The following is a 12,452-nucleotide window of genomic DNA, read 5'->3' as shown; positions in this document are numbered from 1 at the left end:
GGCTGGAGCACATGAACGAAGAGGTCACCTCACCACCGCAGGACCCCGGTGAGGGTCAGCGGTCCACCGAGGTACTGCTCTGCGCCGAGGTCTTCGACGGCGAACCGGGCTGCATCGCGCTCGCGCGGGCCCTGGCGGACCGTTTCCTCACCCGTCTCGCGGTGGAGTGCCTCGCGCCGATCGGTGAGCACACGCGCAGCGATCTGATGCTGGCCGTGAGCGAGCTGGTCACCAACGCCGACCGCTACAGCCACGGGCCCTACCTCCTGGAGCTGGAGGGGAACGCGGAGCTCATCAGCGTCACGGTGTACGACAGCAGTACGGCGATGCCCGTGCTGTACGGCCCCGACCCCTCCCGGCTGGGCGGGCACGGCATGGAGATCGTCGTGGCCCTGTGCGACCGGCTCATCGCGGAGCGGGTGCCGGTCGGCAAGCGGATCCGCGCGGAGTTCCAGCTCTCCATCTGATCCTGAGGACCCGAAGGCCCTCAGGGCCCGGAAGAACGGCGGACGCCCCCGCAGACGCGTGATGCGTCTGCGGGGGCGTCCGTGTTCCTGTCTCGTCGTTCCTGATTCAGCGTTCCTGGCTCAGCTGCCGTCGTCGTCCTGGCGGCCGAACCAGTCCAGGCAGACCACCAGTGCGTCGTCGAGGGTCTCCGTGACCCGGTACTCGGCCAGCTCACCGAGGATCGCGCGCGGGACGGTGGCCGCCGGAAGCAGCCGCGTCGACTGGATGGCCCGGGCCATCGCCCGTTCGCCGTACGCCTCCCCGGCCGGGGACACCGCGTCGTAGACCCCGTCGCTGAGCAGCAGCAGCCGGTCGCCGGGCTCCACGTGGAACTCCTGGACCGTGTAGTGCGACTCCTCGAACATGCCGAGCGGGAGCTGGGCCTCCAGCTCCATGCGCCGGACCGTGCGACCGCGCTGGATCCACAGCTGCGGCGACCCGGCGTCGACGACTCCGACCCGGCCGGTCGCCAGCTCGAAGCGGAGCAGCAGCGTGGAGACATGGGAGGCGCCGCGGTGCTGGTCGTACAGCGCCTGGTCGGCGAGGGCGGCCTGGTCGGCGATGCCGATGCCGGCCCGGCGGGCGTTGCGCAGGGCGTTCACCGCGAGGTTGGTGAGCAGGGAGGCCTGTATGCCCTCGCCCATGCCGTTGGTCACCGCGAGGGTCAGCTCGTCGGCGTCGGCCGCCCAGTCGAAGTTGTCCCCGTGGATGGAGTACGCCGGCTCCAGCTGGGCGCCGATGGCGAACTCGGCGGCGGTGCAGGCGCGGGCGGGCAACAGCTGCCACTGCATCTCGGCGGCGAGGGTGAGCCGGGTGGTGCGCCGGGCGCGCTGGTAGACGTCGGTGTCCCGTTCGGCGACCAGGATCTCGTGGCCCAGCAGATCGGCCACGTGGGTCAGCTCGCCCACCATGTCCGGGGTCGACCGCGCCGCGGGCAGCCGGACGGTGAGGATGCCGAGGCGTTCGCCGCGTACGGTCACCGGGAGGTAGTGGTCGACCGCGTCGCCGTGCCTGACCTGCTGTTCGCGGGGCTCCTGGCTGCCGAAGGCCCGGCCCTCCGCGCTGTTGTGCAGGGAGAGCGGCTCCTCCTCGCCGTCGGGCCGGTCGAGGCGCTTGAGGACTCTGAGACCGTAGTCGGCCAGATGCAGCTCCACCGCCAGCGCACCGTAGGCGTCGGCCAGCATGGTGCGCAGCGTTGTCAGCAGCGCGTGCGGAGCGGCGGCCCTGACGGCCGTCTCGATGTCCGGTCTTCTGTTCACGGTCTCTCGTGCATTCTTCGTCCTGAGACGGGGTAGGGGGCGGAGCCGGGCTGACAAGGAGGGCTGACGAATGACACAGTGGATGGATGCCCTACTCCACCCGCCGTCCGCGCACCCGCGCCGAGGTGTCCGCCGACGCCTCCGCGGCCTCGGAGCTGCTGGAAGTGCTCTGGGGCCGTGGCCAGGAAGCGGCCGCTTCGGGGACCGTATCGCCCTCCCAGCTCCGGGCCCTGCTCGTGATCGAGAAGCAGGAGGGCACCAATCTGCGCTCGTTGGGCGAGGCGTTGGGCTCGCGTGCGCCGTCGGTCAGCCGACTGTGCGACCGCATGGAGGCGATGGGGCTCGTCCAGCGGGCGCAGAGCGCGACGAGCCGACGCGAGGTGGAGCTCCGGTTGAGCCTGCGTGGCCGGGCTCTCCTCGAAGAGTACCGGGCCCTGCGGGCCCGCGAGCTGAGCGCCGTGCTGGAACGTATGGATCCGGCCGCCGTCGCCGCGCTCGCGGAGGGCCTCGCGGCCTTCCACGCGGCAGCTTCGGAGCGGCTCTCGCCGGAAACGGGTGCGGCGGCCCCCCTGCTCCGCGATGATGTCGCCGACAGCGCCTAGCCTCATCCAGCCCCTGCTTCCGCTTCTCTGGGTACGTCACCGCCGACGGCTGGTCCTCCAACCGTTGCGGATCAGATTGTTACCCAATGGAGAATGTTGTCAAATGGCAACTGTTCCTTCTATCGTTACCCCGTACCCCGCCGTGAGCTGGGACGGAACGAGGCCGACCCGTCCGGCAGACCGGCTTCCGTCGTCCGCCCGAACCGCCCGAGGTGCCTTCCGTGCTTCCACCGCCCAGCGAAGACAGAGCAGTCAGCATCATCACCCGTCAGGAACGGGGTGCTCTGGTCCTCACCGTGTCGGGTGACCTCGACATCGACAGCGTCCCGCCCCTGGGCCGGGCACTGGAGACAGCGGCCGCAGAGGGTTCCGGCCCCGTCGTCGTGGATCTCTCGGGTGTGGGCTTCGCCGACTCCACCACGGTCAACGTGCTGCTCCAGGGCCAGACCGCGCTGGGCGGCCGGCTGCGGCTCGCCGCGCCGTCCCCGTTCGTGCAGCGGCTGATCGGGATGATCGGGCTCGACAGCGCGATCCCCGTCCTGACGGATGTCGACGAGGCCATAGACGCGACCCTGCCTTCCTGACCGTCACACCCCGGTAGCCGTGGCGCCCGGCCCGGCGCCACGGCTACCGGGGTGTACCGGCCCGGCCCGGCGCCCGGTCGAAGACGCAGTCGCCGCAGAGGCCGCCGCCCGGGCAGCGCCAGTACAGGCAGCAGCTGCGCCGCCGGAACGCCGGGCCGTGCGGGGAGCCGGTGGAGCGCAGGTCGGGGTGGTCGAACAGCTCCGCCGCCAGGGCACGGGCCCGCTGCGCCACCTCCGGGCGGCCGTGCTCGCGCGACCAGGTGACCAGCTCCCGTACGGCCCCGGCGAGCGCGGATCCGGCGTTGCCCCACAGCAGCTGCGGGGAGATGTTCCCGTCGCGCCGGACGGCCTCGGCCAGCGGCACCAGATGCCCGTACTGGATCTGCTCCCGGATCCGGTCGGCCGTCCCGGGCAGTTCCCCGGGGTCAGCGATCCAGAGATCGTCCGGCGAGGTGTGGAGCGGGTCCCAGTGCAGGGCGTCCGGTACGAGGTCGGGGAACCGCCCGAAGAGCGCGGCCGGGCCGAGCGCGAGGGACCAGAGCCGGGCGGCGAGGCCGAGATGGGCGATGGAGGCGGCGACCCGGCGTTCGGGGGCGCCCAGCCGCGCCGCGACCTTGTCGACCCGGGCGGTCAGGGGCGCCGTCCCGCCCGCGTACAGCTCTGCCAGCGACCGGTGGGCTCCGCCGGGCACCGGCGCGGTCCGCAGCGCGAAGAAACCGCCCACCGAAGCCGCCTGTGCCAGGTCCATGCCCCGCTCCTCCCTCGCCTCGGCCGCCGGGTCGGCGCCGGAGCGCGACCGCGGTCCGGCCACCGCGGGTACCGGCTCCGCAGCTCACCGTATCCGCCGGGGCACAACTTCTGACGGCCGGGGGCAGTAGGGCTACCGTCGAGGGGAGGACCTCGGTCCTCCGTCCGTACTACTGGGGCAGTACGCGGAATTGACGTCTCAAGGACGACGACGTGGGGCCCCGGACAGGACATCGTGGTGTACATGAGCTCCCTCGCGCTGTCTGTGCTGCTGTCACTGATCTCCGCGGTCGCCTACGCGGCCGGGGCGATCGTCCAGGAGCGGGTGGCCGCGCGCGGCGACAACTCCCCGTACGCCCTCGTGCGCAACGCGGTCTGGTGGGCGGCCGTGCTGCTCAACGGAGTCGGCGCGGTCCTGCACGTGGTGGCTCTCGCCTACGGCCCCCTCAGCCTGGTCCAGCCCCTCGGTGCGCTGACGATCGTCTTCGCCCTGCCGATGGCCGCCCTCTTCGTCGGTCGCAGGGCCGGGGCGACGGCCTGGCGCGGCGCGCTGATGGCGACGGCCGGTCTCGTCGGGCTCCTGGCCCTCACGGGCAGCGCCGAGCCGCACACCCTGCGCGGGCCCGAGCAGCTGGCGCTGGCCACGGTGACCTTCGGCGCGGTCGGCGCGCTCACCCTGCTCGCCCGGGCGCTGCACCGGCCGGTGCTGCGGAGCGCGGTGCTGGCCACGGCGGCCGGCGGGGCGTTCGGTATGGCCTCGGTGTTCACCAAGACCGTGGCCATGGAGTGGACGTCCGGTTCGGTGCGCTCGGGGCTGCCGACGCTGCTGGTGATCGCCGGGCTCGCGGCGGCGGGCCTGCTGCTCTCCCAGGCCGCCTACCGGGGCGCAGGGCTGGCCGCTCCGCTGGCGACGGTGACGGTGGTCAACCCGGTGGTGGCCGCCGCGATCGGGATCACCCTGTTCGGCGAGCACTTCCGCCATGGCGCGGCGGGCACGGTCCTCGCGCTCACCTGCGGGGCGCTGGCGGCCGGCGGGCTGGTCCTGCTGACGAAGGAGCGGCTGAGCGCGGAGCACGGCACCGGGAAGCTACGGCCGGCGGGTGCGGCCGTGGAGGCGGGGTGGTTCGGTGCCGTGAGCGCGGAGGCAGAGGCCGCCGGTGCCGCGAGCGCGGAGAAGCGGCCCAAGAGCGGGCCGGTCGCCACCGGGTCCACGTACGCTCCGCCGCTGCGGCCGGGCAGCGCGGTTCCGCGCGTGGAGTTCGGTGGTCCTCGCCGGGCGGTCCACGACCGGCGAGGTGGCGGGAGCGCCGCCGCCCCGCGCTCGGAGCGGACCGTTCAGACGCTGACGCCGCCCGCCCGCAGGTAGGCCAGCGGGTCGACGTCCGACCCGTAGCCGGGGCCGAGGCGGACCTCGAAGTGCAGGTGCGGTCCGGTGCTGTTGCCCGTCGACCCGGAGCGGGCGATCCGCTGGCCGCCGGAGACCGACTGCCCCTCGCTCACGTGGAGCGCGGAGAGGTGGGCGTACTGGCTGTACTTGCCGTCCTCGTGGCGGATCACGACCTCGTAGCCGTACGCCCCGGCCCAGCCGGCCGAGACGACCCGGCCGGAGGCCACGGCCTTGACCGAGGTCCCGGTGGGTACGGGGAAGTCGACGCCCGTGTGATAGCCGCTGGACCAGGAGCCGGCCTGGCGGTACGCGGTTCCGGTGGAGGCGGAGACGGGGGCGCTCATGCCGGAGTGCTTCACGGCGCGTTCCGCCGGCGCCTGCTTCTGCTGCTTGGGCGCGGCCTTCTTCGGCTCCGTCTTCTTCGGCTCGGCCTTCGGCGCGGCCGCCCGCTGCTCGACCTTGCGGGGCTCGGCCTTCGGCTTCTCGGCCCGGGGCTCGGCCGCCTGCCGCTCGGGAGTCTTGGGCGCCGCCTGCTTCTTCTGCGGCGCGGGCTTCTCCGCCTGCGGCGCGGGCTTCCGGGAGCTCGCCCCGTCCCCGCCGCGCGGCGTGAGGCTCAGCCGCTGGCCGGGGAAGATCAGATCGGGGTTCTCGCCGACGACCGTACGGTTGGCCGCGTAGAGCCGCTGCCAGCCGCCCCGGACCTGTTGGGCGTCCGCGATCCCGGAGAGCGAGTCCCCGCTGGAGACGGTGTACGAGTCACGCTTCCCCGGCACATGGGTGGGTGTCGCCGCGGCGGGCGTCACCTTCGGCTGACGGGGCGGAGCACTCTGCGGTGCCGCGGAACGGACGGGTCCGCTGCCGGCGCTCTGCGGGGTGGTGTCGGGCGCGTCCCCGCCCCGGGTGAGGCCCGCCTCGACGGAGCAGGACGGCCACGCTCCGGGCCCCTGGCCGTCGAGCACCCTCTCGGCGATGGCGATCTGCTGGTCCCGGGTGGCGAGGTCGGCGCGCGGCGCGTACTGCGTACCGCCGAAGGCCGCCCAGGTCGGACCGCTGAACTGGAGGCCGCCGTAATAGCCGTTGCCGGTGTTGACGGCCCAGTTGCCGCTCGACTCACAGGCGGCGACCTTCTCCCAGACGTCCCCCGACGCGGCACCCGCGGAGGCCGCCGTGATGAGCGGGAGTGCTATGCCCGCGCCGCCCGCGGTCACCGTGAGCGAGGCACGGTTGATCCGGCTGGGCTGGTATCTGCGGTGCCGACCGTTTGCGGCCATGACTGGGCTCCCCCACTGGCGTTGGGACACGTCGCAAGCGGCAAACGTAGGACGGTGCGAAGGCTGATCACAAGGGAATCGTGATAGTCGGTCACCTATGTGGGGTGTGTGGCCGGATTCCGCCCCTGGGTCCTCGGTAACGCGTCTTCGTCCCCCCTTGCCCGACGGGCAGGAGGGAGCGGGCAGTTGCGATGGAGAGCGCTCTCCGCAAGTGCTATAAAGGCGCTCATGACGGATGATCTGCGGTCGGCCGGAGCACCAACCCTGGAGGACGTGGCGCGGGCGGCCGGTGTCTCGCGCGCCACCGTCTCCCGGGTCATCAACGGCGTGCGCAACGTCGATCCGGCGATCCAGGAGGTCGTGCGGCAGGCGGTCTCGGTCACGGGCTACGCGCCGAACCGGGCGGCCCGCTCCCTGGTCACCCGGCGCGCGGACGCCGTGGCCCTGGTGGTGTCGGGGGCGGGCGTCGAGGCGGGGGCGGACCGGGAGGGCTCCGGCTCCCGGTCCGCCGGGGACCAGGGCTCCTTCACCGCGCAGGTGTTCGCCGACCCGTTCTTCGGCCGGGTGGTCACCGGAGTCGTCAACTACTTGCGGCCGCGCGGGATGCATCCGGTGCTGATGTTCGCGGAGACCTCACGGGCCCGGGACGAGGTGGTGGCGTATCTGCGGCAGGGCAGCGCGGACGGGGCACTCATCGTCTCCACGCACGCGGAGGACCCGCTGCCCGGTCTGCTGACGGAGGCGGGGCTCGCGGCGGTGCTCTTCGCGCGCCCCGCCCGGCCGGTCCCCATCAGCTATGTCGACCTCGCCCACCAGGACGGTGCCCGGCTGGCCGCGGAGCACCTGCTGGCCCGGGACTGCCGCCGGATCGCGACGATCAGCGGCCCGCTGGACGTGCCGGCGGGCCAGGCGCGGCTGGCCGGCTTCCGGGACACGATGGCGCGCCACGGGCACCCGTACACCCCCATCGCCGAGGGGCAGTTCACCCAGGAGAGCGGTGAGGCGGCGATGGAGCGGCTGCTCGCGGCCCATCCGGACCTGGATGGGGTCTTCGCCGCCAACGACCTGATGGGGATGGGGGCCTGTCATGTGCTGCGGGAGCACGGCCGCCGGGTGCCTCAGGACGTGGCGGTGGTCGGCTTCGACGACAGCAGCGCTGCGCTCGCGTGCCGGCCGCCCCTGACCACGGTCCGCCAGCCGGTGGAGGAGATGGCCGCCGAGATGACCCGCCTCCTCCTGGACCGGCTGGCCCGCCCCACCTCCCCCGCCACCTCGGTCATCTTCGAACCGGAGCTGGTGGTGCGGGGGTCTGCGTAGGAGCGGGGCGTCGGTGTGCAGGGGCGGGGCGTCGGTGTGCAGGGGCGGGGAGACCATCCGCCCCAGCCCTCAACTCGCCCTCGTACGGTGCCGGTTGCGCACCGCCTCCGTCGCCGTCCGTGAGGGCGCGCCGGTGCCTTCCGGCCGGGGGCCGGGGGCCGGGCGGCTGCCGCCGCGGGTCAGGAAGTCGGCCAGCGGGAGTGTGGCGGCGCCGACGGTGACCGCGTCCGGGCCGAGGCGGCCCATCTCGATGGTGGTGCGGGCCGCCGCGTGGCGCAGGGCGTACTCGTTCGCGTACCTGCGGATCTCGGGGAGCAGGTGGGGGCCGAGCAGCAGGCCCGCCCAGCCGCCGAGCAGGATGCGTTCGGGCAGGAAGAGGTTGACCAGGTCCGCGAGGGCCGCGCCGAGGCATTCGGCGGTCTCGTCGAGGAGCGAGAGCGCGATCCGGTCCGGGGCCGGCCCGCCGGGCGGCGGGTAGGCGGCGGCGAGGAGTGCGGCGAGGGCGGTCTCGTCGTCGGCGTCCTCGGGGAGCGGGCCGCCCGCCTCGCGCCAGCGCTCGCGCAGGGCCTCCGCGCCCGCGTACGCCTCCAGGCAGCCGATGGAGCCGCAGCGGCACCGGCGGCCGCGCAACTGGACGGTGGTGTGGCCCCATTCGAGGGCGAGGCTCGTGCGGTCCTCGGCGAGGATGTCGCCGTGGTCGACACAGGCGCCCACGCCCGAGCCGATGAGGGCGATGGCGGCGGCGCCCGCCCCCCGCCCGCCGCCGAACCACATCTCGGCCCGGCCGAGCGTCTTGGCGCCGTTGTCGATGAAGAGGGGCACCTCGGGCGGTACGTCGACGGCCTCGCGGAGCAGCTGCTCGAAGGGGACCGCGTGCCAGCCGATCGTCTGGCCGTGCACCACGGCGGTGCGCTTCCCGTCGGGGCCCTCCGGTCCTTCGCGCTCGATGATGCCGGGGACCCCGATGCCGATGCCGAGCAGCCGGTGCGGGTCGGCGCCCGCGTCGCGCAGCACGTCGGCGACGCCCGTACGGACGTGGGCGACGATGCGGTCGACGTCGTAACCGTGCTGGGCGAGCAGCCTTTCGGTGCGGGCCAGTTCGGTGAGCGAGAGGTCGAAGAGCTCGACGCGCACCCGGGTCTCCCCGATGTCGATGCCCACCAGCAGCCCGCCGTCCGGAGCGACCCGGAGCAGCGTGCGGGGGCGGCCGCCGTCGGAGTCGACGATGCCCGCCTCCTGGAGGAGCCCCTCGGCGGAGAGTTCCGCCACGACGTTGCTGATGGAACCCGAACTCAGCCCGGTGGCGGGTCCGAGCTCCTGACGGCTCAGCGGGCCGTCGAAATACAACCGTTGCAATACCCTCGCCCGATTGCCCCGCCGCAGGTCACGCACGGTCCGTCTGTTGCGCTCGGCCATGTTGCTCCTTCCCGTCCAGGAACATACCTGGTCCCAGACCTTGACGCGACCTTCTCTCACCTCTTAAATCACGGCATAAATTAAGTCATGGAGGCCGTTCGGTTCCCGAACGCAGCCATCCCCGGAAAGGGGCCACCTCACATGCGTCACGCCAGAGCCGCAAGCGCCATCACCCTCGCGATCGCCATCACCGCCGCCGCCACCGGATGCGGTGGCGGATCGGCCGGTACGGGGAGCAACGAGTCCCCGAAGACCCTCACCTACTGGGCCTCCAACCAGGGCCCGAGCATCGAGGCCGACAAGGAGATCCTCACTCCCGAACTGAAGAAGTTCGAGAAGGAGACCGGGATCAAGGTGAAGCTGGAGGTCGTGCCGTGGGCCGACCTGCTGAACCGGATCCTCGCCGCCACCGCGTCCGGTCAGGGCCCGGACGTGCTGAACATCGGCAACACCTGGTCGGCGTCGCTCCAGGCGACCGGCGCGCTCCTGCCGTGGGACGAGAAGAACTTCGAGGCGATCGGCGGCCGGGACCGCTTCGTCGACTCGGCGGTCGCCTCGGCCGGCAAGGAGGGCGAGCCGCCCGCCGCCGTACCGCTGTACTCGCTGGCGTACGCCCTCTACTACAACAAGAAGATGTTCGCCGAGGCGGGCATCGACGGGCCTCCGGCGACCTGGGACGACCTCGTCGCGGCCGGCAAGAAGATATCCAAGGGCGACAAGTGGGGGCTGGGCGCCGAGGGCGGCAACCTCTCCAACAACATCCACCAGACCTTCGTCCTGGGCCAGCAGCACGGCGCCGACTTCTTCGACAAGGACGGCAAGGCGACCTTCACCTCGGACGGTGCCGTCGCCGCCGTGAAGCAGTACATCGACTTCATGGCCAAGGACAAGATCATCGCTCCGGGCAACGCGGAGTACGCCCAGAACCAGTCGCTGACCGACTTCGCCAAGGGCAGGACCGCGATGGTGCTGTGGCAGGCGGCGGCCTCCACCTTCGCCGCCCAGGGCATGAAGCCGGAGGACTGGGGCGCGGCCCCGGTGCCGGTCCCCGCGGGCGCGCCGGGCGCGGGCAAGCAGGTCAACTCCATGGTCGCCGGCATCAACATCGCGGTGTTCAAGAACACCAAGAACATCGACGGCGCGAAGAAGTTCGTGAAGTTCATGACCAGCGACGAGGAGCAGAAGCACCTCAACAAGACCTACGGGTCGATCCCGCCGGTCAAGGAGGCCCAGGCCGACGCGGCCTTCGGCGCTCCCGACCTCAAGGTCCTGCGCGACACCCTCTCCACCAGCGCCGCGCCGCTCCCCCAGGTCCCCAACGAGTCGCAGTTCGAGACGGCGGTCGGCACCGCGGTCAAGGAGCTGTGGGCGGACGCCGCCGCCGGACGTCCGGTGACGGAGGAGTCCGTCAAGGCACGCCTCGAAAAGGCCCAGCAGACGATGCAGCAGTGAGGCCCTGATCCATGACCGCCACCGTCACCAACCCCGAGGTCGACAAGTCGGCCACCGGGGGTAAGAGCCGGGGCACCGGGGATGCGCGCAGGAGACTGCCGCGCATCCCCGACCGGATCCGCCAAGGCGGACTGCCCTATCTTCTGCTCCTGCCCGCCGTCCTGCTGGAACTGCTCATCCACATCGTCCCGATGATCATCGGGATCGTGATGAGCTTCCGTCAGCTCACACAGTTCTTCATCAACAACTGGGGTGCGGCGCCCTGGACCGGCCTCGACAACTACCGCATCGCCGTCGACTTCGACGCGCCGATCGGTGAGGCCCTGCTCCACTCGTTCTTCGTCACCTGTGTCTTCACGTTCTTCTCGGTCGGGTTCGCCTGGCTGCTCGGCACGGCCGCGGCGATCCTCCTCCAGGAGAGCTTCCGCGGCCGGGGCGTCCTGCGGGCGATCTTCCTCGTGCCGTACGCCCTGCCGGTCTACGCCGCCGTCATCACCTGGGCGTTCATGTTCCAGCGGGACAACGGCCTGATCAACCACGTGCTGCACGACCAGCTGGGGATCACCGACGAGCCGTCGTTCTGGCTGATCGGCGACAACAGCATCTACACGCTGATCATCGTCTCGGTGTGGAAGGGCTGGCCGTTCGCCTTCCTCATGCTGATGGCGGGCCTTCAGAACATCCCGCGTGAACTGTACGAGGCCGCCTCGATCGACGGCGCCGGTATCTGGCAGCAGATCCGCCGGATCACCCTGCCCTCGCTGCGCCCGGTCAACCAGGTGCTGGTCCTCGTGCTCTTCCTCTGGACGTTCAACGACTTCAACACGCCGTACGTCCTGTTCGGGAAGTCGGCGCCGGAGAGTGCGGATCTCATCTCGATCCACATCTACCAGTCCTCGTTCGTCACCTGGAACTTCGGGACCGGTTCCGCGATGTCCGTCCTCCTGCTGCTCTTCCTGCTGGTCGTGACGGCCGTCTACCTGATCCTCACCTCGCGCGGAAGGAAGGGCGCCGATGTCTAGCCTCACGCGGACCTCCGGTCCCCGCCGGTCGCGTACCCGCTCCCCGATGGCCGCCCCGCAGTCGTTCCTGTGGACGCGGCGCATCGTCCTCACGCTGCTCGCCGGCTTCGTCCTGCTGCCGGTCTACGTGATGGTCAGCAGCTCGCTGAAGCCGCTGCAGGACGTGTCGGGGAAGTTCCAGTGGATCCCGTCCACGCTGACGATCCAGCCCTACTTCGACATCTGGGAGACCGTTCCGCTCGCCCGGTACTTCGTCAACTCGTTGATCGTCGCCCTCTCGGCGACGGTGCTCTCGGTGACGATCGCGGTGTTCGCCGCCTACGCGGTGAGCCGCTACTCGTTCCGGGGCAAGCGGGTCTTCACCGTCACGGTGCTCTCCACCCAGATGTTCCCGGGCATCCTCTTCCTGCTCCCGCTGTTCCTCATCTTCGTCAACATCGGCAGCTCCACCGGCGTCGCTCTGTACGGTTCACGCGGCGGCCTGATCCTCACCTATCTGACGTTCTCGCTGCCGTTCTCCATCTGGATGCTGATCGGGTACTTCGACTCCATCCCGAAGGACCTCGACGAGGCCGCCCTGGTGGACGGCTGCGGACCGGTCGGCGCGCTCTTCCGGGTCGTCGTGCCGGCCGCCGTGCCGGGCATCGTCGCCGTGTCCGTCTACTCGTTCATGACCGCCTGGGGCGAAGTCCTCTTCGCCTCCGTCATGACCAACGACGCCACCCGCACCCTCTCCGTCGGCCTCCAGGGGTACGCCACGCAGAACGACGTCTACTGGAACCAGGTCATGGCCGCCTCGCTCGTGGTGAGCGTGCCGATCGTCGCCGGGTTCCTGCTGCTGCAGCGCTACCTCGTCGCCGGACTCACCGCGGGGGCCGTCAAGTGACC

12 protein-coding genes are annotated in these 12,452 nt (G+C 71.5%); 8 read left to right on the top strand and 4 right to left on the bottom strand.

All coding sequences use genetic code 11. From position 1 onward, the window contains the following. The first annotated feature begins 11 nt into the window (after positions 1-11). The gene (locus IE264_RS11035; protein ID WP_015612867.1) at positions 12-467 is read left to right on the top strand and encodes an ATP-binding protein; all 456 of its coding nucleotides are present in this window, start codon (positions 12-14) and stop codon (positions 465-467) included. A gap of 120 nt (positions 468-587) precedes the next feature. Here the strand turns inward: IE264_RS11035 and IE264_RS11030 are convergent, their stop codons facing one another. After that, positions 588-1,766, bottom strand: a complete 1,179-nt coding sequence (locus tag IE264_RS11030) for a PP2C family protein-serine/threonine phosphatase (RefSeq protein ID WP_015612866.1) — start codon at positions 1,764-1,766, stop codon at positions 588-590. Positions 1,767-1,852: 86 nt separating this feature from the next. On the opposite strand from IE264_RS11030, the gene IE264_RS11025 reads away from it, so the two are divergent. Both IE264_RS11025 and IE264_RS11020 read left to right on the top strand, forming a co-directional pair. Beyond that, positions 1,853-2,368, top strand: coding sequence for a MarR family winged helix-turn-helix transcriptional regulator (locus IE264_RS11025; protein WP_015612865.1), 516 nt, complete (start codon positions 1,853-1,855; stop codon positions 2,366-2,368). A 221-nt stretch (positions 2,369-2,589) separates the two neighbouring features. Beyond that, positions 2,590-2,952 carry an STAS domain-containing protein gene (locus IE264_RS11020; RefSeq protein WP_015612864.1) on the top strand — a complete coding sequence of 121 codons (363 nt, stop codon included), beginning with the start codon at positions 2,590-2,592 and terminating at the stop codon, positions 2,950-2,952. 43 nt (positions 2,953-2,995) lie between these two features. On the opposite strand, the gene IE264_RS11015 is transcribed toward IE264_RS11020, so the two are convergent. Next, positions 2,996-3,700, bottom strand: a complete 705-nt coding sequence (locus IE264_RS11015) for a (2Fe-2S)-binding protein (RefSeq protein WP_032757057.1) — start codon at positions 3,698-3,700, stop codon at positions 2,996-2,998. A 243-nt stretch (positions 3,701-3,943) separates the two neighbouring features. Between IE264_RS11015 and IE264_RS11010 the strand changes: the two genes are divergently transcribed. Continuing rightward, positions 3,944-5,065, top strand: coding sequence for a DMT family transporter (locus IE264_RS11010; RefSeq protein ID WP_032757058.1), 1,122 nt, complete (start codon positions 3,944-3,946; stop codon positions 5,063-5,065). Here the strand turns inward: IE264_RS11010 and IE264_RS11005 are convergent. Next, positions 5,035-6,357, bottom strand: coding sequence for a transglycosylase family protein (locus tag IE264_RS11005; protein ID WP_032756785.1), 1,323 nt, complete (start codon positions 6,355-6,357; stop codon positions 5,035-5,037). The genes IE264_RS11010 and IE264_RS11005 overlap by 31 nt on opposite strands. A gap of 228 nt (positions 6,358-6,585) precedes the next feature. Here IE264_RS11005 and IE264_RS11000 point away from each other — a divergent pair, with 228 nt between their 5' ends. After that, positions 6,586-7,674, top strand: a complete 1,089-nt coding sequence (locus tag IE264_RS11000) for a LacI family DNA-binding transcriptional regulator (RefSeq protein ID WP_015612860.1) — start codon at positions 6,586-6,588, stop codon at positions 7,672-7,674. Positions 7,675-7,743: 69 nt separating this feature from the next. Here IE264_RS11000 and IE264_RS10995 read toward each other — a convergent pair whose 3' ends face one another. After that, positions 7,744-9,090 (bottom strand): ROK family transcriptional regulator, encoded by a 1,347-nt coding sequence (locus IE264_RS10995; RefSeq protein WP_078657442.1) that lies wholly within the window; start codon positions 9,088-9,090, stop codon positions 7,744-7,746. Positions 9,091-9,231: 141 nt separating this feature from the next. Between IE264_RS10995 and IE264_RS10990 the strand changes: the two genes are divergently transcribed. From IE264_RS10990 to IE264_RS10980, 3 genes are read left to right on the top strand one after another with little or no spacing between them, the layout of a single operon-like run. Continuing rightward, positions 9,232-10,542 (top strand): ABC transporter substrate-binding protein, encoded by a 1,311-nt coding sequence (locus IE264_RS10990; RefSeq protein ID WP_015612858.1) that lies wholly within the window; start codon positions 9,232-9,234, stop codon positions 10,540-10,542. Between the two features lie 11 nt (positions 10,543-10,553). Then, the gene (locus tag IE264_RS10985) at positions 10,554-11,564 is read left to right on the top strand and encodes a carbohydrate ABC transporter permease (protein WP_015612857.1); all 1,011 of its coding nucleotides are present in this window, start codon (positions 10,554-10,556) and stop codon (positions 11,562-11,564) included. Beyond that, positions 11,557-12,450 carry a carbohydrate ABC transporter permease gene (locus IE264_RS10980; RefSeq protein ID WP_015612856.1) on the top strand — a complete coding sequence of 298 codons (894 nt, stop codon included), beginning with the start codon at positions 11,557-11,559 and terminating at the stop codon, positions 12,448-12,450. Before IE264_RS10985 ends, IE264_RS10980 begins: the two co-directional genes overlap by 8 nt. The last annotated feature ends 2 nt before the right edge of the window (positions 12,451-12,452 follow it).

Source organism: Streptomyces microflavus (assembly GCF_014650075.1).
GTDB classification, from domain to species: domain Bacteria; phylum Actinomycetota; class Actinomycetes; order Streptomycetales; family Streptomycetaceae; genus Streptomyces; species Streptomyces microflavus.
This window is presented reverse-complemented; position numbering and strand designations above follow the sequence as displayed.